At 64.8% G+C, this 20,844-nt stretch carries 18 protein-coding genes; 10 read left to right on the top strand and 8 right to left on the bottom strand.

From position 1 onward, the window contains the following. The first annotated feature begins 119 nt into the window (after nt 1-119). Complete coding sequence (locus V0R62_RS04395; protein WP_330102902.1) at nt 120-2,672, top strand: TonB-dependent receptor; 2,553 nt, start codon at nt 120-122, stop codon at nt 2,670-2,672. A 33-nt stretch (nt 2,673-2,705) separates the two neighbouring features. On the opposite strand, the gene V0R62_RS04390 is transcribed toward V0R62_RS04395, so the two are convergent. The 4 genes from V0R62_RS04390 to V0R62_RS04375 all read right to left on the bottom strand — a co-directional run bounded on the left by V0R62_RS04390 (nt 2,706) and on the right by V0R62_RS04375 (nt 5,636). Then, nucleotides 2,706-3,200 (bottom strand): helix-turn-helix transcriptional regulator, encoded by a 495-nt coding sequence (locus V0R62_RS04390; RefSeq protein WP_330102901.1) that lies wholly within the window; start codon nt 3,198-3,200, stop codon nt 2,706-2,708. Next, nucleotides 3,200-3,472, bottom strand: a complete 273-nt coding sequence (locus tag V0R62_RS04385; protein WP_330102900.1) for a hypothetical protein — start codon at nt 3,470-3,472, stop codon at nt 3,200-3,202. The genes V0R62_RS04390 and V0R62_RS04385 overlap by 1 nt, the downstream gene beginning before the upstream one ends. Nucleotides 3,473-3,649: 177 nt before the next feature. Next, nucleotides 3,650-4,870 (bottom strand): class I SAM-dependent methyltransferase, encoded by a 1,221-nt coding sequence (locus V0R62_RS04380; protein ID WP_330102899.1) that lies wholly within the window; start codon nt 4,868-4,870, stop codon nt 3,650-3,652. A 157-nt stretch (nt 4,871-5,027) separates the two neighbouring features. Next, nucleotides 5,028-5,636 carry a TPM domain-containing protein gene (locus tag V0R62_RS04375; protein ID WP_330102898.1) on the bottom strand — a complete coding sequence of 203 codons (609 nt, stop codon included), beginning with the start codon at nt 5,634-5,636 and terminating at the stop codon, nt 5,028-5,030. A gap of 203 nt (nt 5,637-5,839) precedes the next feature. On the opposite strand from V0R62_RS04375, the gene bglX reads away from it, so the two are divergent. The 5 genes from bglX (at nt 5,840) to V0R62_RS04350 (ending at nt 14,192) form a co-directional block, all read left to right on the top strand. Continuing rightward, the gene (gene bglX / locus V0R62_RS04370; RefSeq protein WP_330102897.1) at nt 5,840-8,131 is read left to right on the top strand and encodes a beta-glucosidase BglX; all 2,292 of its coding nucleotides are present in this window, start codon (nt 5,840-5,842) and stop codon (nt 8,129-8,131) included. A gap of 117 nt (nt 8,132-8,248) precedes the next feature. Next, nucleotides 8,249-10,006: an ATP-binding protein gene (locus tag V0R62_RS04365; RefSeq protein ID WP_050703936.1), complete on the top strand. Its 1,758-nt coding sequence runs from the start codon at nt 8,249-8,251 to the stop codon at nt 10,004-10,006. Then, nucleotides 10,000-11,334: a sigma-54-dependent transcriptional regulator gene (locus V0R62_RS04360; protein ID WP_330102896.1), complete on the top strand. Its 1,335-nt coding sequence runs from the start codon at nt 10,000-10,002 to the stop codon at nt 11,332-11,334. Before V0R62_RS04365 ends, V0R62_RS04360 begins: the two co-directional genes overlap by 7 nt. Before the next feature lie 259 nt (nt 11,335-11,593). After that, a complete protein-coding gene (locus V0R62_RS04355; protein ID WP_050703934.1) occupies nt 11,594-12,913 on the top strand; it encodes an MFS transporter in 1,320 nt (439 codons plus the stop codon). Between the two features lie 127 nt (nt 12,914-13,040). Continuing rightward, on the top strand, nt 13,041-14,192 hold the full coding sequence (locus V0R62_RS04350; protein WP_330102895.1) for a Fic family protein: 1,152 nt from the start codon (nt 13,041-13,043) through the stop codon (nt 14,190-14,192). Nucleotides 14,193-14,202: 10 nt separating this feature from the next. On the opposite strand, the gene V0R62_RS04345 is transcribed toward V0R62_RS04350, so the two are convergent. Then, entirely contained in the window at nt 14,203-14,955 is a 753-nt protein-coding gene (locus V0R62_RS04345) for a COG4705 family protein (protein ID WP_330102894.1), read from the bottom strand. A gap of 343 nt (nt 14,956-15,298) precedes the next feature. Between V0R62_RS04345 and V0R62_RS04340 the strand changes: the two genes are divergently transcribed. Together V0R62_RS04340 and V0R62_RS04335 are read left to right on the top strand one after the other, a co-directional pair. Then, complete coding sequence (locus V0R62_RS04340; RefSeq protein WP_330102893.1) at nt 15,299-15,625, top strand: hypothetical protein; 327 nt, start codon at nt 15,299-15,301, stop codon at nt 15,623-15,625. Nucleotides 15,626-15,743: 118 nt separating this feature from the next. Next, nucleotides 15,744-16,349: a flavin reductase family protein gene (locus V0R62_RS04335; RefSeq protein ID WP_203647840.1), complete on the top strand. Its 606-nt coding sequence runs from the start codon at nt 15,744-15,746 to the stop codon at nt 16,347-16,349. Here V0R62_RS04335 and V0R62_RS04330 read toward each other — a convergent pair whose 3' ends face one another. Both V0R62_RS04330 and V0R62_RS04325 read right to left on the bottom strand, forming a co-directional pair. After that, nucleotides 16,350-16,616 (bottom strand): hypothetical protein, encoded by a 267-nt coding sequence (locus tag V0R62_RS04330; RefSeq protein ID WP_330102892.1) that lies wholly within the window; start codon nt 16,614-16,616, stop codon nt 16,350-16,352. An 8-nt stretch (nt 16,617-16,624) separates the two neighbouring features. Continuing rightward, the gene (locus tag V0R62_RS04325; protein WP_050703928.1) at nt 16,625-16,918 is read right to left on the bottom strand and encodes a putative quinol monooxygenase; all 294 of its coding nucleotides are present in this window, start codon (nt 16,916-16,918) and stop codon (nt 16,625-16,627) included. A 202-nt stretch (nt 16,919-17,120) separates the two neighbouring features. Between V0R62_RS04325 and V0R62_RS04320 the strand changes: the two genes are divergently transcribed. Beyond that, nucleotides 17,121-18,041 (top strand): AraC family transcriptional regulator, encoded by a 921-nt coding sequence (locus tag V0R62_RS04320; RefSeq protein ID WP_050703927.1) that lies wholly within the window; start codon nt 17,121-17,123, stop codon nt 18,039-18,041. A 73-nt stretch (nt 18,042-18,114) separates the two neighbouring features. On the opposite strand, the gene V0R62_RS04315 is transcribed toward V0R62_RS04320, so the two are convergent. Next, complete coding sequence (locus tag V0R62_RS04315; protein ID WP_330102891.1) at nt 18,115-19,752, bottom strand: 5-guanidino-2-oxopentanoate decarboxylase; 1,638 nt, start codon at nt 19,750-19,752, stop codon at nt 18,115-18,117. A 112-nt stretch (nt 19,753-19,864) separates the two neighbouring features. Between V0R62_RS04315 and V0R62_RS04310 the strand changes: the two genes are divergently transcribed. Beyond that, nucleotides 19,865-20,746, top strand: a complete 882-nt coding sequence (locus V0R62_RS04310; RefSeq protein WP_330102890.1) for a LysR substrate-binding domain-containing protein — start codon at nt 19,865-19,867, stop codon at nt 20,744-20,746. Nucleotides 20,747-20,844 lie beyond the last annotated feature (98 nt).

The following is a 20,844-nucleotide window of genomic DNA, read 5'->3' as shown; positions in this document are numbered from 1 at the left end:
AAAATAATTTGAGAATTTTTATCATTTGCAGGTGAGGTTTTGTCGCAACGCCGCGTCTTCCTCCCCGCCTGCCGTGTGATGGCGGGCTTTTTCCGGCCTTTTGCCGATTGGGGGAATCCATGTTGTCCGCGTTGCGTCCATTGCACTGCCTGCCTGCCCGACCCACCCTGCTGGCCCTGTGCCTGGCCATGAGCCTGGCCGCCGAAGCCGCGCCTGTGCCTTTCGACCTGCCGGCGCAACCGCTGGCCCGTTCGCTGAGCCAGCTGGCCCAGCAGGCCAAGGTCCAGTTGCTGTTCGACGAGGCCCTGCTCGGCAGCACCCAGGCACCGGCGCTCAAGGGCGACTTCGAGACAGAGGCGGCCATCAGCCATCTGCTGATGGGCAGCCGCTTCAACGTGGTACGCATGGGTAACACCTACGTGGTGCGCTTGCGCGAAGACGACCCGACAGCCGACAACAGCCTGCAACTCGGGGCGGTGAGCATCGTTGGTGACGGCCAGCAGGTCGATGCCAGCAGCGTCGGCCGCTCTACCCTCAACCAGGAACAGATCGACCGCTACCAGCCCAGCAACATCCCCAGCGTGCTGGCAACGCTGCCCGGGGTGAACATGGGCGGCTCGTCCAAGCCTGGCGGCCAGACCATCAACATCTGGGGCATGGGTGATGCCGAAGACGTGCCGATGACCGTGGACGGCGCGCCCAAGAGTGGCTTCGAGCGCTACCAGCAAGGCACCATTTTCATCGAGCCGGAGCTGATCAAGTACATCGAGGTGGAGAAAGGTCCGCACTCGGTCAAGACCGGCAACGGCGGTCTTGGCGGCAGCGTGCACATGGAGACCAAGGACGCCACCGACCTGCTGCAGGATGGCCGCAACAGCGGCGCCATGCTCAAGTACGGCTATGGCAGTAACGACCATCAGCAGGTCTACAGCTCCGCAGTGTTCGGCCGTACCGATGATGGCCGTATCGATGGCCTGGCGTACTTCACCAAGCGCGATGGCGGCGACCTGAAGATGGCCGACCGCCTGCCCGATCCGAACAACCAATGGCCGATCAATCCACGACGCCTGCCCAACAGTGCCCTGGACCTTGAAGGCACGTTGCTCAAGACCAACATCCATTTCACCGACGAGCACAGCCTGGGCTTTTCCTGGTCGCGCTCGGAAAGCGAGCGCTGGGCCACCTTCGCCGCCACCGCCTTCTCGTCTCCACCTTCGGCGGCGGACATCAAGAAGTACGGCTATGCCGACGCCCTCAAGCGCTTCCTGGCCAACCGCACCACCATCGACACCACCTGGTCGACCACCTACAAGTACCAGCCCATCGAAAACCCCTGGGTCGACCTGCAGGTCAAGTATTCCGAGTCCGACACCAAGCAGACCGATGAGCGCAATGCCAATGCGGTGATCCAACCCTCCACCGGCGGGCGGCGGATGGATACCGAGTACAAGGACCGCATGCTCGATGTCAGGAACATCAGCACCTTCCTCACTGGCCCGCTGGAACATGCACTCACCGCCGGTGTGCAGATTCGCCGCCATGACCGCGACACCCAGATGTGGATGCCCGGCAAAACCTACGAGATCCCCCGCTACAACTACGGGCACTACCAGCCGTACTTCATGCCCAGCGGTAAGGTCAATAGCCAGGGATACTACCTGCAGGACGCCATTACCCTGGGCGACCTGACCATCACCCCCTCGTTGCGCTACGACCACGTCGCCAACGAGGGCAAGCCCAACCAGGCGCCCTACTACAACAACCCGGCGGCCGGACACGATTACAGCGAAAAGACCTACAGCGGCTGGTCGCCGCGCCTTTCGCTGTACTGGAAAATGACCGAGCAGACCGCGCTGTACGCCGACTACAGCAAGACCTGGCGCGCGCCGGTGCTGGACGAGCAGTTCGAAGTCCAGGGCATCGGCAGCCGCACCGCCACCAGCCGCAACCTCGACCCCGAGCGTATTACCGGCCTGCGCGCCGGTAGCATCAGCACCTTCGCCGATGTCTTCACTCAGGGCGACAGCGCGCAGGTGCGCACCACGCTGTTCCGCAACAAGGTTACCGACGAAATTTTCAAGGCCACTGGCGTCGGCTGCCAGGAACAACTGGCCACCGGCGGCAACATCGCCGACACCTGCGGCGGCGGCCTGATGGGCAACTACCGCAACATCGGCGACGTGGTGTACAAGGGTTTCGAGATCGAGACGTTCTACGACTCCACCTACCTGTTCGGCGCGGTGTCGTACGCCTGGATGGAAGGTCGCCATGAGGGCGCCTACACCAACCCTTGGGGCCCCGACGTGTGGGCCAAGGATGTACCGGCGCCGAAATGGATCACCACCCTGGGGGTCAAGATTCCGTCCTGGGACGCCCGCGTCGGCTGGACCGCGCAGTTCGTCGGCGCCACCCACCACCTGCCCAGTGACAAGTATTTCGAAGGCCCGGCCAGTGCACTCGGCGACCGCTACTACGATAACTTCGGCAACGAGAAGTACCAGATCCACGGCCTGTTCGCCAACTGGAAACCGCAGCAGCCGTACCTCAAGGGCACCGAGGTCAACCTGACCGTGGACAACCTGTTCAACAAGGCCATCCGGCCGGAGCTGTCGGGCGAGAACGCCTATACCCAGGGGCGCAATGCCAAGATCAGCGTGACCCGGTTCTTCTGATCCTGCGCAACGGCGATGATGCAATGGACTGCATTACCTGCCACTCGCCACCCGTTCCTGGGCCCTGGCGACATTCACCTGCATCGCCACGATGGCCAGTTCATGGAGCGCCTGGGCAACGGCGTGGGTACCCCGTGCCTGCATCCAGGCCAGGATGTCGGCAAGGTGCCAGAGCGAAAGGCTGCCGTCATGCACCGGGGCCGGGAAGGTGCGATGATGCGTGAGCATGAGCTTGCGCATGTTCTGTCGGGACACCCCCACCAGCGCCGCCACATCGGTCAGACCGACCAGGTCCGGACTGGCTTCGATCAGGCGAGCCTCCGGCAAGACCTGCCGGACATTCTCCAGGGCGCTGTGCATCGCTTCCCGCGCAGTCTTACCCTCGCGGGCGAAGGCCAGCGCCAGGCGACCGGGCTGGCCGCTACCGACCACCGCATCATCACAACCGGCCTCTCCCAGAAGCTCGATCAGTGCATCGACGTCCACGCCTTCGTGCAATTGGTACTTGAGGGTGAATTCGTACTCCATCACTTTCGCTCCACTGGCTGATTGACGATCCCGCGCATCGACGTGCAGTTATCCACGACCCGCCGCAACTGGCGAGCGAAGGTGCCCGGATTTCTGGGCGTGCTCCACACGCTGGTGATGCAAAACTCGCCACAGCGGCATTCGCGGTCGTTGTTGGGGCAATAGATCCGCCCCCAGCAATGGCCGCCCCGCACCGTGACTTTCCAGCCATGCGCCTCAGCATGTGCCAGGGACTGCTCGACTTCCTTGTTTGGATGGAGAGGACGGGCCATCGATTGAGCTCCAGTATGGGCATGGCAAAAAGGTTGTCAAGTGACAACCTAACGACGCCGACGGGCGTCACCACAAGCCAGACTAGGTACCAGGAAGGCTGCAACAGGCTCAGAAAGGCTCTTTCGGAAACGGCCTAACCGAAACTGGGAAGATGCTGTAGGCCCAGGCGAGGTCGATCACCCAGCGATCAGGCCATCCGCCTGCAGCAGAGTTTCCAGGCAATGCTCGCGTACCCCATAGAACGCCTTGAGCTCGGCGATCTTCGCCAACAGCGCCGCATTGTCCTGGGGCTGTCGGCGCTTGACCGCAAGAATCATCTTGTTCTTGTTGGTGTGCTCGAGTGAGATGAACTCGAACACCTTGGTCTCGTAGCCACAGGCCTCGAGATAGAGCGCGCGCAGGCTGTCGGTGAGCATCTCGGCCTGCTGGCCCAGATGCAGCCCGTATTGCAGCATCGGCTGCAACAGGCCAGGGCTGCGCAATTGCGGCCGGACCTGCTTGTGACAGCACGGCGAACACATGATGATCGCGGCATTGCAGCGAATACCGGTATGGATCGCGTAGTCAGTGGCAATGTCGCAGGCATGCAGGGCGATCATCACGTCGATGGCTTCAGGCACCACGCTGCGCACATCACCGCATTCGAACACCAGGCCCGGATGCTCCAGGCGCGCGGCGGCGGCGTTGCACAGCTCGACCATGTCCGCACGCAACTCGACACCGGTGACCTGCGCCTCACGCCCGAGGGTGTTGCGCAGGTAGTCGTGCATGGCGAAGGTCAGGTAGCCCTTGCCCGAACCGAAGTCGGCGACTTTCAGTGCCTGCTGCGCACTCACCGGCGCGCCGCTCAAGGCATGGTCGAAGACTTCGATGAACTTGTTGATCTGCTTCCACTTGCGCGACATCGACGGGATCAGCGCGCCCTGCCCATCGGTCACCCCCAGGTCACGCAGGAACGGTCGCGACAGTTCCAGGTAGCGCTTCTTCTCACGGTCGTGCCCGCCAGCCCCCGTTTCGCGTGACGCCGGCTGGGCCAGGTGGCGGCGCAGCATCGGCTTGCCCTTCTTGCTGAACTCCAGTTGCACCTCGCCGGCGGCGGTGAACAGGTGCGCGTTGCGAAAGCTCTCCGGCAACAGCTCGGTCACCAACGCCAGCGCCGGATCCAGTGCCAGGTTGCGGGTGATGTCGCGAGTCTGGTGACGGTAGACCAGCGACAGGCAGGCCTGGCCCTTGATCTGCACCGGCTTGGCGATGATCCGCTGCAGGGTCTGGTCGGCGCCGACATGACGGGCCAGCACCAGCTTGATCAGGCTGCCATCGGCCAGGGCGTCGGCGAGCAGGCTTAGGAACTGGGCACGCGCGTCCGGCGCGATAGGGGCGGAAGAAGGGGACGACATGGGAACGGGTGCCTCGAAATGCGGGGAGCGCAATGCGCAATGCCCGGCATTCTACGTCGATGGTGATTCTCACGAAACCAGCACCCGCCTTATTGCACCGGCTTCGCCGGTGTTCGCGGGGCAAGCCCGCTCCTACACGCCTTCGGTCTGGTCAGACTCAGTCGAGAATCACCAAGCGGTTGGGTAGCTCATTGCGCGCATGGGTGGGTGGCACATGTTCGCTGAGCAGCTCGCCGCAGGCCTCGATGCATTCGACGAAACCCTGCAGGGTATGGCCCTGGCGCACCTGGTCGGTGAAACGGGCGACGATCGCCTCGCGTGCCTGCTCGGGCAGGTGCCGGGCGATGCCTTCGTCGACCAGGATCTCGACATGGCGCTCGGCTTCGCTGACGAAGATCAGCACGCCCGTGGCTCCAGCGGTTCGCTGCAGGTTGAGCTCGAGAAACTGCTGGCGGGCCAGGCCCGACGCACGCCTGCGCCGCAGCACCGACGGTACCACCCAGGCCGCCAGGCGCGGGTGGCGCAGCAGCAGGCACAGGCTGATGAAGGTCAGCATCTGCGCCAGCAGCAGGCCGTTGACGCCAATGCCACCCAGCCACAAGTGCAACGCGCCAGGGATCAGCAAGGCCAGCAGGGCGGCCCAGAGCAACGGCAGGTAGGGGAAGTCTTCGGCGCGGCGGGCCAGCACGGTCACCAGCTCCGCATCGGTACGCCGCTCGGCGCGGGCGATCGCCTCGGCGATCTGGCGCTGTTCGTATTCGGTCATGCCATCGTCTCTCGAGCGTTCTTATCGTTGTTATCCCGGCAATCGGGTGGGCGAGAGTGTATCTCAACAAGCGCTTCATATAAGGCATAATCCGCGACTGCGCCGGATCATGGATGAATGATCCACAGAACCGCCAGCGGACGCGACAACAACAGGCGTACGAAACGTCTCGGCCAGCCGCTTATCACTCGACAACGGAATTGATGATGAAACTGTCTTTGCTGGGCCTGGCCATGGGCCTTGCCAGTCAGGCGGCCCTTGCCGCCCCCACCGCCGCGCCCCTGCAAGACAAGCAGGCGTTCATCGACCATCTGGTCGGCCAGATGACCGAGGCCGAGAAGATCGGCCAGTTGCGCCTGATCAGCATCGGCCCCGAGATGCCCCGCGAGAAGATCCGCGAGGAAATCGCCGCCGGACGCATCGGTGGCACCTTCAACTCGCGTACCGCCCCCGAGAACCGCCCGATGCAGGACGCGGCCATGCGCAGCCGCCTGAAGATCCCGATGTTCTTCGCCTACGACACCATCCACGGCGAGCGCACCATCTTCCCGATCGGCCTGGGCCTGGCCTCGTCCTGGGACATGAACGCCATCGCCAAGGTCGGCCGCACCTCGGCCATCGAGGCCGCCGCCGACTCGCTGGACATGACCTTCGCGCCGATGGTCGACATCGCCCGTGACCCACGCTGGGGCCGCACCAGCGAAGGCTTCGGCGAGGACACCTACCTGACCTCGAAGATCGGCCAGGTGATGGTCAAGTCGTTCCAGGGCTCGAGCCCGGCCAACGCCGACAGCATCATGGCCATCGTCAAGCACTTCGCCCTCTACGGCGCGGTCGAGGGCGGGCGCGACTACAACACGGTCGATATGAGCCTGCCGAAGATGTACAACGACTACCTGCCACCCTACCGCGCCGCGCTCGACGCCGGTGCCGGCGGGGTGATGGTGGCGCTGAACTCGATCAACGGCGTGCCGGCCACCTCCAACACCTGGCTGATGAACGACCTGCTGCGCAAGGAGTGGGGCTTCAAGGGCGTGACCATCAGCGACCACGGCGCCATCCAGGAACTGATCCGCCATGGCGTGGCTCGCGACGGCCGGGAAGCAGCCAAGCTGGCGATCAAGGCCGGCATCGACATGAGCATGAACGACACTCTCTACGGCGAGGAGCTGCCGGGGCTGCTGAAGTCCGGCGAAGTCAGCCAGGCCGAGCTGGACCAGGCGGTGCGTGAAGTACTGGGCGCCAAGTACGACATGGGGCTGTTCAAGGACCCCTATGTACGCATTCCCAAGGCCGAAACCGACCTGAAAGACTACTACGCCGACAACCGCCTGCACCGTGACGCCGCCCGCGACGTGGCACGCCGTGGCCTGGTGCTGCTGGAAAACCGCGAGCAGACCCTGCCGCTGAAAAAGTCCGGCACCATCGCCCTGGTCGGCCCCCTGGCCGATGCGCCGATCGACATGATGGGCAGTTGGGCCGCCGACGGCAAACCGCAGCACTCAGTCACCGTGCGCGAGGGCCTGCGCCGCGCCGTCGAAGGCAAGGCCAAACTGGTCTACGCCAAGGGTTCGAACGTGACCGGCGACAAGGCCATGTTCGACTACCTGAACTTCCTCAACTTCGACGCGCCTGAAATCGTCGACGACCCACGCCCGGCCGCCGTGCTGATCGACGAGGCAGTCAAGGCAGCCAGGCAGTCCGATGTGGTGGTGGCCGTGGTCGGCGAGTCCCGTGGCATGTCCCATGAATCGTCGAGCCGTACGACCCTCGAGATCCCGGCGGTGCAACGTGACCTGATCAAGGCGCTGAAGGCCACCGGCAAGCCCCTGGTACTGGTGCTGATGAACGGCCGCCCGCTGTCGATCGCCTGGGAGCGCGAGCAGGCCGACGCCATCCTCGAGACCTGGTTCAGCGGCACCGAGGGCGGCAACGCCATCGCCGACGTGCTGTTCGGCGACTACAACCCGTCCGGACGCCTGGCCATCACCTTCCCGCGCTCGGTCGGGCAGATCCCGATGTACTACAACCACATGCGCATCGGCCGCCCGTTCACCCCGGGCAAGCCGGGCAACTACACCTCGCAGTACTTCGAGGAGCCCAACGGCCCGCTGTACCCGTTCGGCTACGGCCTGAGCTACACCAGCTTCGAGCTGTCGGGGCTGGCGCTGTCGCAGAAGGAACTCAAGCGTGGCGGCACCCTGCAGGCCAAGGTGACGGTGAAGAACACCGGCAAGCGTGACGGCGAGACCGTGGTGCAGCTGTATATCCAGGACCAGAGCGCGTCGATGAGCCGCCCGGTCAAGGAACTGAAGAACTTCCAGAAAGTCATGCTCAAGGCTGGCGAAGCACGAACCTTGACCTTCGACATCAGTGAGCAGGACCTGAAGTTCTACAATGGCCAACTGCAGCACGTCGCCGAGGCTGGCCAGTTCAATGTGCAGATCGGCCTCGACTCGCAGGCGGTGCAGCAGCAGAGCTTCGAGCTGCATTAAGCAGGTTCGGCCCCTTCGCGGGCAAGCCCGCTCCCACAGGGTTATGCATGTCCTGTGTGGGAGCGGGCTTGCCCATGATGAGGCCGGCACAGACAACCGAGATCCCGGATCCGCCCCATGCCCTCATCCTTCCGCGCCCTGCGCCTGGGTTTGATCATCCTGCTGATCCTGGTCGGCACCACCCTCAGCGCCGGCTGGGCCATGCACCAGGCCAAGCGCCAGGCCATGGAAACCGACGCCCGCCGGGCCAGCGAGCAACTGGGCCTGTACGCCAACGCCCTGCACACCCTGATCGAGCGCTACCGCGCCCTGCCCGCGGTGCTGGCGCTGGATCCGGAGCTGATCGCCGCCCTGCGCGGACCGGTCACCGAACCGGTGCAGGACGCCCTGAACCGCAAGCTCGAACGCATCAACGGCGCCGCCAACTCCTCCACCCTGGAGCTGCTCGACCGCACGGGCCTGGCCATCGCCGCCAGCAACTGGCGCCTGCCGACCACCTACGTCGGCTCCAACTACGGCTTTCGCCCCTATTTCAAGCAGACCCGCAGCCAGGGTAGCGGCCGCTTCTACGCCGTCGGCGTGACCAGCGGCGTGCCGGGCTACTTCCTGTCCAGCGCGGTGAACGACGAACACGGCCGCTTCCTCGGCGCCATGGTGGTCAAGCTGGAGTTCCCGGAGCTCGAGCGCGAGTGGCGCCAGGGCAGCGATATCCTGCTGGTCAGCGATGCCCGCGGCATCACCTTCATCGCCAACCAGGACGGCTGGCGCTACCGCGAGCTGCAACCGCTGTCCGGCGCCGACCGCGCCGAACTGGCCGAAACCCGCCAGTACGACAAGCAGCCGCTGGTGCCCCTGCAGCACCAGGCCCTGACCCGCTTCACCGACACCAGCCACCTGACCCGCGTCCAGGGCCCGGATGGCACCGCCGAGTACCTGTGGGAGCGCCTGCCCCTGGAGGCCGAAGGCTGGACCCTGCACCTGCTGCGCAAGCCGCAGGTCGCCGAGGACGGGCGCAACGCCGCCCTCGCCGCTGCGGCAATCTGGCTGAGCCTGGTGTTCGCCGTGCTGTTCGTCAGCCAGCGCCTGCGCCTGGCCCGCCTGCGCCAACGCAGCCGCGAAGAGCTCAAGCGCCTGGTCGAGGAGCGCACCCGCGAGCTGCATACCGCCCAGGAAGGCCTGGTGCAATCGGCCAAACTAGCGGCACTGGGGCAGATGTCGGCAGCCCTGGCCCACGAAATCAATCAGCCGCTGACCACTCAGCGCATGCAGCTGGAAACCCTGCGCCTGCTCCTCGACCATGGCCGCCATGACGAGGCGCGCCAGGCCCTGGAACCGCTGGAGCAGATGCTGACCCGCATGGCCGCGCTCACCGGCCACCTGAAAACCTTCGCCCGCAACAGCCCCGGCGGCCTGCGCGAGCGCCTGGACCTGGCCACGGTGGTCGACCAGGCGCTGCACCTGCTGGACACCCGCATCCGCGCCGAAGGCGTCGAAGTGGCGCTGTACCTGGCGCGCCCGGCCTGGGTACGCGGTGACGCGATCCGTCTCGAGCAGGTGCTGATCAACCTGCTGCGCAACGCCATCGACGCCATGGCCGACAAGCGTTACAAACGCCTGGAGATCCGCATTGAGGCCGACGATGCGCAGTGGCGCCTGAGCGTGCTCGATTCCGGTGGCGGCATCCTCGACTGCGACCTGGACCGGGTCTTCGATCCGTTCTTCACCACCAAGCCGGTCGGCGAAGGGCTGGGCCTGGGCCTGGCCATCTCCTATGGCATCGTCATCGACGCCGGTGGCCGCCTGCAGGTCGAGAACCTGCCGGGCGGTGCCCGCTTCAGCCTCACCCTGCCCCGCGACCTGGAGCCTGTATGTTGAATTCGGTGATCGTCGTCGACGACGAAGCGAGCATCCGCACCGCGGTGGAACAATGGCTGAGCCTGTCGGGCTTCAGCGTGCAGCTGTTCGCCCGCGCCGAGGACTGCCTGGACAGGCTCGAGCCGCACTTCCCCGGGGTGATCCTCAGCGACGTGCGCATGCCCGGCATGTCCGGCCTGCAGCTGCTCGAACGGTTGCAGGCGAGCGACCCCGACCTGCCGGTGATCCTGCTCACCGGCCATGGCGACGTGCCCATGGCCGTGGAAGCGATGCGCAATGGCGCCTATGACTTCCTGGAAAAACCCTTCACCCCGCAACACCTGATGGGCAGCCTGCGCCGCGCCCTGGAAAAGCGCCAGCTGGTCCTGGAGAACCGCCGCCTGCATGAACAGGCCGACCTCAAGGCGCAACTGGAGAACACCCTGCTGGGCATGTCCCAAGGGCTGCAGCAACTGCGCCGCCAGGTGCTGGAGCTGGCCGGCCTGCCGGTCAACGTGCTGATTCGTGGCGAAACCGGCAGCGGCAAGGAGCGCGTGGCGCGTTGCCTGCATGACTTCGGCCCGCGCGCCGACAAGCCCTTCGTCGCGCTCAACTGCGCGGCCATTCCCGAGACGCTGTTCGAGGCCGAGCTGTTCGGCCATGAGAGCGGCGCGTTCACCGGTGCCCAGGGCAAGCGTATCGGCAAACTGGAGTACGCCAATGGCGGCACCGTGTTCCTCGACGAAATCGAGAGCATGCCCCTGGCCCAGCAGGCCAAGCTGCTGCGGGTGATCCAGGAGCACAAGCTCGAGCGGCTGGGCGCCAACCAGAGCATCAGCGTCGACCTGCGCATCATTGCCGCGACCAAGCCGGACTTGCTTGAGGAAGCCCGCGCCGGGCGCTTTCGCGAAGACCTGGCCTACCGCCTGAACGTCGCCGAGCTGCGCCTGGCGCCGCTGCGCGAACGGCGTGAGGACATCCCGCTGCTGTTCGAGCATTTCGCCCGCGCCGCCGCCGAACGCCTCGGGCGCAGCGCCCCGCCGCTGAGCGGCGTGCAGCTGGCGCGCCTGCTGGCCCACGATTGGCCGGGCAATGTGCGCGAGCTGGCCAATGCCGCCGAACGGCATGCCTTGGGACTGGGCTCGCCGGCCCTGGAGATCGAGTCCGGCGGGCAATCCCTGGTCGAGCAGATGGAAGCGTTCGAAGCCCAGTGCCTGCGCGCAGCACTGCGCCAGCACAAGGGCGAGATCAAGGGTGTGATGGAGGCATTGCAACTGCCGCGGCGCACACTCAATGAAAAGATGCAGCGGCATGGGTTGGTGAGAGAGGACTTTCTTGAGCGCGAATGAGCGGATTATTGCTCAGTAACTCAGGCCAACAAGCGGAAAACCGCCTATCCGGTGCCGTTGTTTCACACCGCATCGCGGGGCAAGCCCACTCCCACGAAGGTCCCTGAAACGCAGGCGACACAGGCTTTGCGTGGGAGCGGGCTTGCCCCGTGATGCCCTCGAATGGATCACCACGCACTCATCTGGCACACCTCCTGCAAAACCCTTCTCAAGCTGCGCCTCGAGCGCGCTCCACAAAAACAACGAGAAGGTATCCCTGATGGATAACGCCAGCACTCTGCCCACCGGGGCGGCCGTTGCGCCCGCCGCGCAAAAGTCCACCGCCAGCCGCCTCAAATCGATCTTCAGTGGTTCCATCGGCAACATGGTCGAATGGTACGACTGGTACGTCTACGCCGCATTCTCGCTGTACTTCGCCAAGGCCTTCTTCCCCGCCGGCGACACCACCGCCCAACTGCTCAACACCGCCGCGATCTTCGCCGTGGGCTTCCTCATGCGCCCGATCGGTGGCTGGCTGATGGGCCTGTACGCCGACCGCAAGGGCCGCAAGGCGGCACTGATGGCCTCGGTGCTGCTGATGTGCGCAGGCTCCCTGGTCATCGCCCTGACGCCGGGCTACGAGACCATCGGCGTCGCCGCGCCGATCCTGCTGGTCGTCGCCCGCCTGATGCAGGGCCTGTCGGTAGGTGGTGAGTACGGTACCTCGGCCACTTATCTCAGCGAGATGGCCAGCAAGGAACGCCGTGGCTTCTTCTCCAGCTTCCAGTACGTCACCCTGATCTCGGGCCAGCTCATCGCCCTGGCGGTGCTGATCGTCCTGCAGAACACCCTGACCACCGAGGAGCTGTATGCCTGGGGCTGGCGCGTACCGTTCGTGATCGGCGCGCTGTGCGCGGTGGTCGCCCTGTACCTGCGCCGCGGCATGGAAGAGACCGCCTCCTTCACCAAGAAGGAGAAGTCCAAGGAAAACCTGATGCGCACCCTGCTGCGCCATCCCAAGGAGCTGATGACCGTGGTCGGCCTGACCATGGGCGGCACCCTGGCCTTCTACACCTACACCACCTACATGCAGAAGTACCTGGTCAACACCGTGGGCATGAGCATCAGCGACTCGACCACCATCTCGGCGGCCACGCTGTTCCTGTTCATGTGCCTGCAGCCGGTGATCGGCGGGTTGTCCGACAAGATCGGCCGACGCCCGATCCTGATCGCCTTCGGCGTGCTTGGCACCCTCTTCACCGTGCCGATCCTCAGCACCCTGCACACTATCCAGACCTGGTGGGGCGCGTTCTTCCTGATCATGGCCGCGCTGATCATCGTCAGCGGTTACACCTCGATCAACGCCGTGGTCAAGGCCGAACTGTTCCCGACCGAAATCCGCGCCCTGGGCGTCGGCCTGCCGTACGCGCTGACCGTGTCGATCTTCGGCGGCACCGCCGAGTACGTGGCCCTGTGGTTCAAGAGCATCGGCATGGAGACCGGCTTCTACTGGTACGTCACCGCCTGCATCGCCTGTTCGCTGCTGGTTTACGCGACCATGAAGGACACCAAGCAGCATTCGCGGATCACCACCGACTGATCCCTGCTCGCCGAACGTGAAAAGGGGCGCTCCGGATGACCGGGCGCCCCTTTTTTAATGGATTGTGAGCCGAATAACAGCGCCATTCGGCTCACATATTGAGCCGAATGGCGCTATTATTTGGCTCATGAACCCAAAAGCGCACACGGCTGCAGATACCATCTGGGTCTGGCAGCAGGCCGACTGGCCCGACTTTCGTTGGGATGCGTCGCAACTGGCAACCTTGCTCAGGGACTGCGTCCAGGCGCAGGGTTGCCTGCTGGGCAGAGCGGGGGCGGTGACCGAGGCCAATGCCAACCTCGATACGCTCGATACCCTGCTGCAGAACATTGTCACGTCCTCGGCCATCGAGGGCGAGCAGCTCAATGTGGAGTCCGTTCGCTCTTCCCTGGCCCGCCGGCTCGGCATCGCTGAGCCGGGGACGACCACGACACGCAGCGAGGGCCTGGCCGAACTGATGGTGGACGCGGCCATGGGCTATGTTCGGCCACTGGATCAACAGCGCCTGTTCCTGTGGCACTGCTGGCTGTTTCCCGAACATGACGATTCACTCGCACCGCCCCTGCCAGTCGGTGAATGGCGCGACGATGCTCCAATGCAAGTGGTATCGGGGCGTATCGACAAACCCAGGGTGCATTTCGAAGCACCGCCGCGTGCCGGCCTGGAGCAGCGGGTGCGGCAGTTCCTCGACTGGTTTGAAAACAGCCGCAGCGATCGGCAACTCGACCCCCTGCTACGTGCGGGGCTCGCCCATTTCTGGTTCGTCACCTTGCACCCCTTCGCCGATGGCAATGGCCGCCTGGCCCGCGCCATCACAGACCTGGCATTGGCCCAAGGTGAGCAGCGGGCGGTCCGTTTCTACGCCATGTCCAGCAGCATCCTGGAAGACCGGGCCGGCTACTACGCAGTCCTTGAAAGAAGCCAGCGCGGCGACCTGGACGTCACACAATGGCTGGCCTGGTTCCTTGCCACCTTGCTTCGCAGCCTCCAGCAAGCGCTGGTGCGCATCGACCGGGTGCTGGCCAAGGCACGCTTCTGGCTGATCCATCGTGGCGACGGCTTGTTGCCCGAACAGGTCAAGGTGCTCAACCGCCTGCTCGATGGCGGGCCTCGCGGTTTCGAGGCCGGTATCAGCGCCAGCCAGTACCAGGCTGTGGCCAAAGTCTCCAAGGCCACGGCCACCCGGCACCTTGCCGACCTGCTGGATAAGCACTGCCTGGTTCGCCTGCCCGGCGGTGGGCGAAGTACCCGCTACAGGATTGATACCCGAGAGACCTGAACAAGACCGGTTACGACAACTCAGCCACCCGCTGTGGCTCGCGACGCTGGTAATAGGTGGCCATCAGCACCAGTACCAGCAGCACGCCGCCAAGCACCAGCGATGAGCCCACTGTGCCGAAGTCCAGCCCGCCTTTCTCGTGTGACTTGGTCAGCACGTCGCCCAGCGTGGCACCGAACGGACGAGTGAGGACGAAGGCGATCCAGAACAGCACGACGCTCGAGATCTTCGTCCAGTAGCGGGCTGCGACCACCAGCGCGATCGCCGAGCCGATCAGCAGCGCGCCACCCGCGAAGCCCAGGCCGGAATCATCGGCCAGGTAATCGCCCAGGGCGGTGCCCAGGGTGTTGGAGAACAGGATCGCTACCCAATAGAACAGCTCGCCACCACGATTGCGGATGCGGCTGACGTCCAGCGGGTTGCCGCTCAGGCGCCACAGGGCAAAGGTCAGCAGGAGAATGCCGATCAGCAGTGCCGAGCCCATGGCGTAGCCCAGGCCCAGGGTCCGGTCCATGAAATCGGACATGGTGGTACCGGCGGTACTGGTGGAAAGGATCACCAGCCAATACAGCATCGGGTGATATCGGCGCGAGTAGAGCTGGGTGACCAGGGTCACCAGGAACACGCTGATAAGCAACAGCGAACTCATGGCGTAGCCGATGTCCAGGGTCATCGACAGCAGGTCGCCGGCCGTCTCGCCGAGGGTGGTGGCGCAGATCTTCATGACCCAGAAGGCCAAGGTGATTTGCGGGAGTTTGTTCATGGGTGTGCCGCTCCAGGGGTTCAAGTGCGGCGATGGTGGCGAGCGAAGCCTGAAAAATCGGTTTGAGCCGTATGAAAAATCCGTTGATTGCTAATCCCCAGGCTCGCGTGCCCTTAACTCCCCATTAATTTCCGCCTTTCATCTTTGTCGAACTGGAAAAATCATTGGCGGTCGTGCTGCACGCCACACGCGATGCCCACTGCAAGCCAGGGATAGCCGCACCCTTATCAATCGAATAAGCAGATTTGTATGCGCTATTTTTTGCGCTTTTTTATCGATTTTATAGGCGTAGCATTGAACCCATAGAAACAACAACCCCTAGCAACTCACCGGAGCAACGACCATGAAAAACCAACTGATCCTCACCCTCGCCCTCTCTGTTCTGACCACTGGTGCCTTTGCCGAAGACGGCTTCGATCGTACCGGCGCCCACACCTTCGCTGCCGTGCAGAGTCAGTCGGCCACCTACGCAGAAGATGGCTTTGATCGTACCGGCGGCCAGCGCTTCGCCGAAGACGGCTTCGATCGCACCGGCGGCCAACGCTTCGCAGAAGACGGCTTCGATCGCACCGGCGGCCAACGCTTCGCAGAAGACGGCTTCGATCGCACCGGCGGCCAACGCTTCGCAGAAGACGGCTTCGACCGCACCAACGGCCACCGCATCAGCTGATCGCTGATGCGCGCAACCAGCCCGGCTTCGGCCGGGCTTGATCATTTGCAGCCGAGCCAAGCCTTGGCACACTAGGCGCCTTGTCCCCCACCAGGAAGGGCCTCGCGGCCTTGCGCAGATGTACTACTACGAACCCGCCAAAGGCCACGGCCTACCCCACGACCCATTCAACGCCATCGTCGGCCCACGGCCCATCGGCTGGATCTCCAGCCACGACCGCGAAGGCCGCCTGAACCTGGCGCCCTACAGCTTCTTCAACGCCTTCAACTACATCCCTCCGATCATCGGTTTCTGCAGCGTCGGGCGCAAAGACAGCCTGAACAACATCGAGCAGACCGGTGAGTTCGTCTGGAACCTGGCCACCCGTCCGCTGGCACAGCAGATGAACCAGAGCTGCGCTGCCGTTGCGGCGGATGTCGACGAGTTCACGCTCAGCGGCCTCACCCCGACCGCCTCGAACGTGGTCAAGGTGCCGCGTGTCGGCGAAAGCCCAGTGAGTTTCGAATGCAAGGTCAGCCAGATCGTCCAGCTCAAGCGTGCGGACCAGGAGGTGGTGCCCAGCTGGCTGATCCTCGGCGAGGTGGTGGCGGTGCACATTGCCGAGCACCTGCTGAAGGACGGCATCTACGACACCGCCGCCGCCGAGCCGATCCTGCGTGGCGGCGGCCCGGCCGACTACTTTGCGCTGGGCGAGCTGTTCAAGATGGCTCGGCCACAGGTCTGATCAGAAGATCAGTTCACCTTCCTCGCTCACGCCCTGCAGGCGTTCGAGTTCGGCACACGCGGCCTCGTCGGCCGCGATCGCCGACTGGAACACCTGCCCGTCCAGCACTTTGTGAAAGCGCGGCGCGCCACCCATGCCCAGGGCCTTCACGGCGATCGCCGCGTGGTAGCCGCCGCCTTGCACCGGAACCATTGCCGAAACCGCTTCGAAGTGGGGGAATTCTCTACGTGCCATGTCGCTCTGCGCCTGTGTGATCGAGGGCGGCATTCTACACGCTAGGCGAACGTATGCAGGTCGAGGCTGCTGACCACCTGCTCCTGCACCAGCTCCCCGAACACGTCGAGGGTGGGCGAGGCGAAATAGCCACTCATCGCCTGCTGGTCGCACCAGCTGCCGCTGAGCAGCCACAGGTCGGCATCGACCTGCGAGCGCTGCACGCTGAAGCTCAGGCAGCCCGGCGCACGCCGCGACGGCTCGAGCAGGTCGCGCAGGCGCACGCCGAGTTCCGCGGATCGACCGTTGCTGGCGCGGATGAAAGCCAGGTGTGTGACCGGTTGCTGCTGGGTCATGAACGATCTCCTTGAAGCGCTACGGACGGGAAAACCAGGCTGCCAAGGTTAGGGGTTCGCCCGCGCGGGCCGTTAGGCCATTACTGCCGGCCGATTGCCTGATCCTGCAGCGCGGCAGGATCAGGCAATCGATCTGCAGCTTTCGACTAGCATCTGCCATTGCCCAAACCTATGCTGCGTCGGTAAGCAGAGGAATCCCGCCATGACTTCATCCACGCCCCTCGATCCGCTACTGGAGCAGCAACGCCAGGAGCTGGCCGGGCTGATCCGGCGTCACGCCCAAGGCCCCCATGGCTCGGTGTCGGCCATCGAAGACCTGTACCTGACGCGCTACGAAGAGGATGTGCGCGGCATGCCAGCCCTGGCGCAACCGGCCTTGTGCATCCTGGCCCAGGGCAGCAAGACATTGTTCCTGGGTGACGAACGCTATACCTACGACCCGCTGCACTACATGGTGGTCTCGGTGACGCTGCCCATCACCGGCGCCCTGCTCGAAGCCAGCCCCGAGAACCCCTGCCTGGGTTTGCGCCTGGACATCGATCCGGCGCAGATCAGCCAGTTGATAGCCGAGAGCGGGCCGATACTGGTCCCTGGCCAGGCTTCCGGCCGTGGACTGTTCGTGGAGAAAAGCGATCCGCAACTGCTCGACACACTGCTGCGCCTGGTGCGCTTGCTCGACAGCCCACGGGATATCGCCGTGCTCGCCCCACTGGTGCGCCGCGAACTGATGTACCGTGTGCTGCGCGGCCCCCAGGGCTGGCGCCTGTGCGAGATTGCCCTGTCCAGCAGCCAGACCCATCGGGTATGCCAAGCCATCGCCTGGCTCAACCGGCATTACCAGGAGCCCTTGCGCATCGAGGACCTGGCGCGCGAGGTCAACCTCAGCACCTCGACCCTGCACCACCGTTTCAAGGCAGTAACCTCGATGAGCCCGTTGCAGTACCAGAAGCAGCTGCGCCTGCAAGAGGCGCGGCGACTGATGCTCAACGACGGGCTGGAGGCCGCGGTGGCTGGCTACCGGGTAGGTTATGAAAGCCCGTCGCAGTTCAGCCGCGAGTACAGCCGCTTGTACGGCGCGCCACCGATTCGCGACGTGGCGCGCCTGCGCGCCAGCGCCAGCTGAGGAGCAACGAGCATCGGACGACTGTAGGAGCGGGCTTGCCCCGCGATCGAGGGCGCAGCCCTCGCTACTACGCTCAGCCCAGTACCACCTGCTGCCACTGACCTTGATCCACCTGGATCAAGGTTGGACCCTGGCGTTCCACCGCCCGACCCAACGCTGCCTGCAGCTGCGCCACATCGCCCACGTTCTCGGCTTCGGCCCCCAGCGCCCGCGCCACGCCAATGAAGTCCGGGGTATGGATGTCCACGCCGACCGGCTCGATCGCCCGGTTGACCATGTACTTCTTGATTTCCTCGTACCCCTGGTTGTTCCACAGCAGCACGATCAGCGGCACCTGCGCCTCGACCGCGCTGGCCAGTTCAGGGAGAGTGAACTGCAGCCCGCCATCACCGATCAGGCACACCGCAGGCGCGCGTGCGGCGAGCGACTCGGCGCTGCCCAGCCAGGCGCCCATGGCGGCTGGCAACGCGTAGCCCAGCGTGCCGTAACCGGTCGAGGCATTGAACCAGCGACGCGGCCTGGCCATGTCCAGGGTCAGGTTGCCGGTGTAGACCGGCTGGGTCGAATCGCCCACCAGGATGGCGTCCGGCAGGGTTTGCAGGATGCTGGTCAGCAGACGGGTCTGGCTCAGGGTCGGCTGGTCCCAGCTGGCCGCGTTGTCCTGGCGCAGGCGGGCGGCCCGCGCCGCCCCCCAATCGCTATCGCGCGGCGGTTGCGCCTGCAGGTTCAGGGCCACCAGCAGCGCTTCGGTAGCCTGGACGGCATCGGCCACCAGGGCCAGTTCGGGCAGGTAGTTGCGGACCGTCTGGTCCGGGTCGATATCGATCCGCAGCAGGCTGCCGGGAATCTCGAAACCGCCCTTGAAGGTCACGTCGTAGTCGGTTTCGGCCAGTTCGGTGCCGATGGCCAGCACCACGTCGGCCTCAGCCACCAGCGCACGGGTGGCCGGCAGGGTCTGGGTCGAGCCGATCTGCAGCGGATGGTTGGCGGGCAACACCCCCTTGGCGTTGATGGTCAGCGCCACCGGCGCCTGCAGGTGCTCGGCCAGCCGCGCCAGCCCGGCGCCCGCCTCCAGAGCACCGCCACCAGCGAGGATCAGCGGACGCCGTGCCTTGGCCAGGCGCACGGCCATGCGCTGCACGGTCTGTGGCGCGGCACCGGCACGGGTGGTGCGCACCACCCGGCCCGGCAACAGGTGATCGGCGGGCTCCACCAGCACATCCAGCGGGATCTCGATGTGCACCGGGCGGGGGCGGGCACCGTCGAACACGGCGAAAGCCCGGGCCAGCACCTCGGGCAGGTCATCGGCGCTCATCAGCGTGTGCGAGAACGCCGCCACCCCCGCGACCAAGCCGGCCTGGTTGGGCAGCTCGTGCAGTTTGCCGCGTCCGCCGCCCAGCTGGCTGCGCGATTGCACACTGGAAATCACCAGCATCGGGATCGAGTCGGCATAGGCCTGGCCCATGGCAGTGGTGATGTTGGTCATGCCCGGGCCGGTGATGATGAAGCACACCCCAGGCTTGCCCCGGGTACGCGAGTAGCCGTCGGCCATGAACCCGGCCCCCTGCTCGTGGCGCGGGGTGATGTGACGGATCGAGGAGGCGGCCAGGCCGCGGTAGAGTTCCACGGTATGCACACCGGGAATGCCGAAGACATGATCGACGCCATAGCCTTCGAGGAGTTTGACCAGCACTTCACCACAGGTTGCCATCATCGAGTACCTGATTCTTGTTGAGACCTGTGCTCATGGAACCAAGCGCCGACTACCGCCACAATGCAAAAAAACACATACTAGCCATGACCCCATATCATGGCTTGTCACGATGAAACGCCTGCCGCCCCTCCCCGCCCTGCACACCTTCCTGGTGACCGCCCAGCACTGCAACTTCACCCGCGCCGCGCAGCAGCTGCATATCACCCAGGGCGCGGTCAGCCGGCAGATCGCCGGGCTCGAGGAGCACCTGGGCTACGCATTGTTCCAGCGCCAGGCCCGGGGCCTGGCGCTGACCCGCGAAGGGCAGGACTGGCTGCCCCGGGTGCAGCAGATCTTTGCCCTGATCGAACAAGGCGTGCGCGAGGTCGGCGGACGCAGCACGACACTCCAGCTCAAGGCGCCGACCTGCGTGATGCGCTGGCTGCTGCCACGCTTGCTGGAATGGCAGGCACTGCGCCCGGATGTGCCGGTGGAATTGACCACCACGGTGCAGCATGGCGTGGATTTTCGCCGCGAGGGCTTCGATGCGGCCGTGGTGTATGGTGCGGCACCGAACCATGGGCTGCAGGTACGCAAGCTGTTCGATGAACAACTGACGCCAGTCTGCGCGCCATCGGTATCGAGCGGCCTCTTGCATTTGCAGGACCTGGCCCGGCAGATGCTGCTGCACCCTTCGAGGGACGAACATGACTGGCGGCTATGGTTGCAGGCGGCCGATGCCGGGTTCGAGCCCCAAGGGCCGAAGCAGCATTTCGAGACGTTGGACATGGCGATGGCCATGGCTTCCCAAGGGACGGGGATCGCCATCGGCGATTTTTCGCTGATCGGCGACGACCTGCGTGCAGGTCGGTTGTGCATGCCGTTCGAGCTGAAGGTGACGACTGGGAAGGGCTATTACTTGGTGACGCCTTCGAAGACCATGCCCGCGGGGTTGGTCGCGTTGATGGAGTGGCTGCAAGCGCGTGCCTCAAGCCTTGCGCAATCCTTGTAGGAGCGGCCTTGTGTCGCGAAAGGGCTGCGCAGCAGCCCCAGGATCTTAGCCATGGCATAAATCGCCGGGGCCGCTTTGCGGCCCTTTCGCGACATGAG

The sequence above is a fragment of the Pseudomonas carassii genome (assembly GCF_036324045.1).
Taxonomy (GTDB): domain Bacteria; phylum Pseudomonadota; class Gammaproteobacteria; order Pseudomonadales; family Pseudomonadaceae; genus Aquipseudomonas; species Aquipseudomonas peradeniyensis.
The sequence above is the reverse complement of the archived record's forward strand: the minus strand, read 5'-3'. Positions and strand labels throughout refer to the sequence as shown.

What these genes read in the sequence shown, in the direction of transcription:
- V0R62_RS04375 (WP_330102898.1), bottom strand. Translation starts at nt 5,636, where the DNA reads ATGACCGAATACGAACAGCGCCAGATCGCCGAGGCGATCGCCCGCGCC.
- V0R62_RS04330 (WP_330102892.1), bottom strand. Translation starts at nt 16,616, where the DNA reads ATGCCGCCCTCGATCACACAGGCGCAGAGCGACATGGCACGTAGAGAA.
- V0R62_RS04335 (WP_203647840.1), top strand. Translation starts at nt 15,744, where the DNA reads ATGTACTACTACGAACCCGCCAAAGGCCACGGCCTACCCCACGACCCA.
- V0R62_RS04340 (WP_330102893.1), top strand. Translation starts at nt 15,299, where the DNA reads ATGAAAAACCAACTGATCCTCACCCTCGCCCTCTCTGTTCTGACCACT.
- V0R62_RS04360 (WP_330102896.1), top strand. Translation starts at nt 10,000, where the DNA reads ATGTTGAATTCGGTGATCGTCGTCGACGACGAAGCGAGCATCCGCACC.
- V0R62_RS04355 (WP_050703934.1), top strand. Translation starts at nt 11,594, where the DNA reads ATGGATAACGCCAGCACTCTGCCCACCGGGGCGGCCGTTGCGCCCGCC.
- bglX (WP_330102897.1), top strand. Translation starts at nt 5,840, where the DNA reads ATGATGAAACTGTCTTTGCTGGGCCTGGCCATGGGCCTTGCCAGTCAG.
- V0R62_RS04310 (WP_330102890.1), top strand. Translation starts at nt 19,865, where the DNA reads ATGAAACGCCTGCCGCCCCTCCCCGCCCTGCACACCTTCCTGGTGACC.
- V0R62_RS04320 (WP_050703927.1), top strand. Translation starts at nt 17,121, where the DNA reads ATGACTTCATCCACGCCCCTCGATCCGCTACTGGAGCAGCAACGCCAG.
- V0R62_RS04365 (WP_050703936.1), top strand. Translation starts at nt 8,249, where the DNA reads ATGCCCTCATCCTTCCGCGCCCTGCGCCTGGGTTTGATCATCCTGCTG.
- V0R62_RS04325 (WP_050703928.1), bottom strand. Translation starts at nt 16,918, where the DNA reads ATGACCCAGCAGCAACCGGTCACACACCTGGCTTTCATCCGCGCCAGC.
- V0R62_RS04385 (WP_330102900.1), bottom strand. Translation starts at nt 3,472, where the DNA reads ATGGCCCGTCCTCTCCATCCAAACAAGGAAGTCGAGCAGTCCCTGGCA.
- V0R62_RS04380 (WP_330102899.1), bottom strand. Translation starts at nt 4,870, where the DNA reads ATGTCGTCCCCTTCTTCCGCCCCTATCGCGCCGGACGCGCGTGCCCAG.
- V0R62_RS04350 (WP_330102895.1), top strand. Translation starts at nt 13,041, where the DNA reads ATGAACCCAAAAGCGCACACGGCTGCAGATACCATCTGGGTCTGGCAG.
- V0R62_RS04395 (WP_330102902.1), top strand. Translation starts at nt 120, where the DNA reads ATGTTGTCCGCGTTGCGTCCATTGCACTGCCTGCCTGCCCGACCCACC.
- V0R62_RS04345 (WP_330102894.1), bottom strand. Translation starts at nt 14,955, where the DNA reads ATGAACAAACTCCCGCAAATCACCTTGGCCTTCTGGGTCATGAAGATC.
- V0R62_RS04390 (WP_330102901.1), bottom strand. Translation starts at nt 3,200, where the DNA reads ATGGAGTACGAATTCACCCTCAAGTACCAATTGCACGAAGGCGTGGAC.
- V0R62_RS04315 (WP_330102891.1), bottom strand. Translation starts at nt 19,752, where the DNA reads ATGGCAACCTGTGGTGAAGTGCTGGTCAAACTCCTCGAAGGCTATGGC.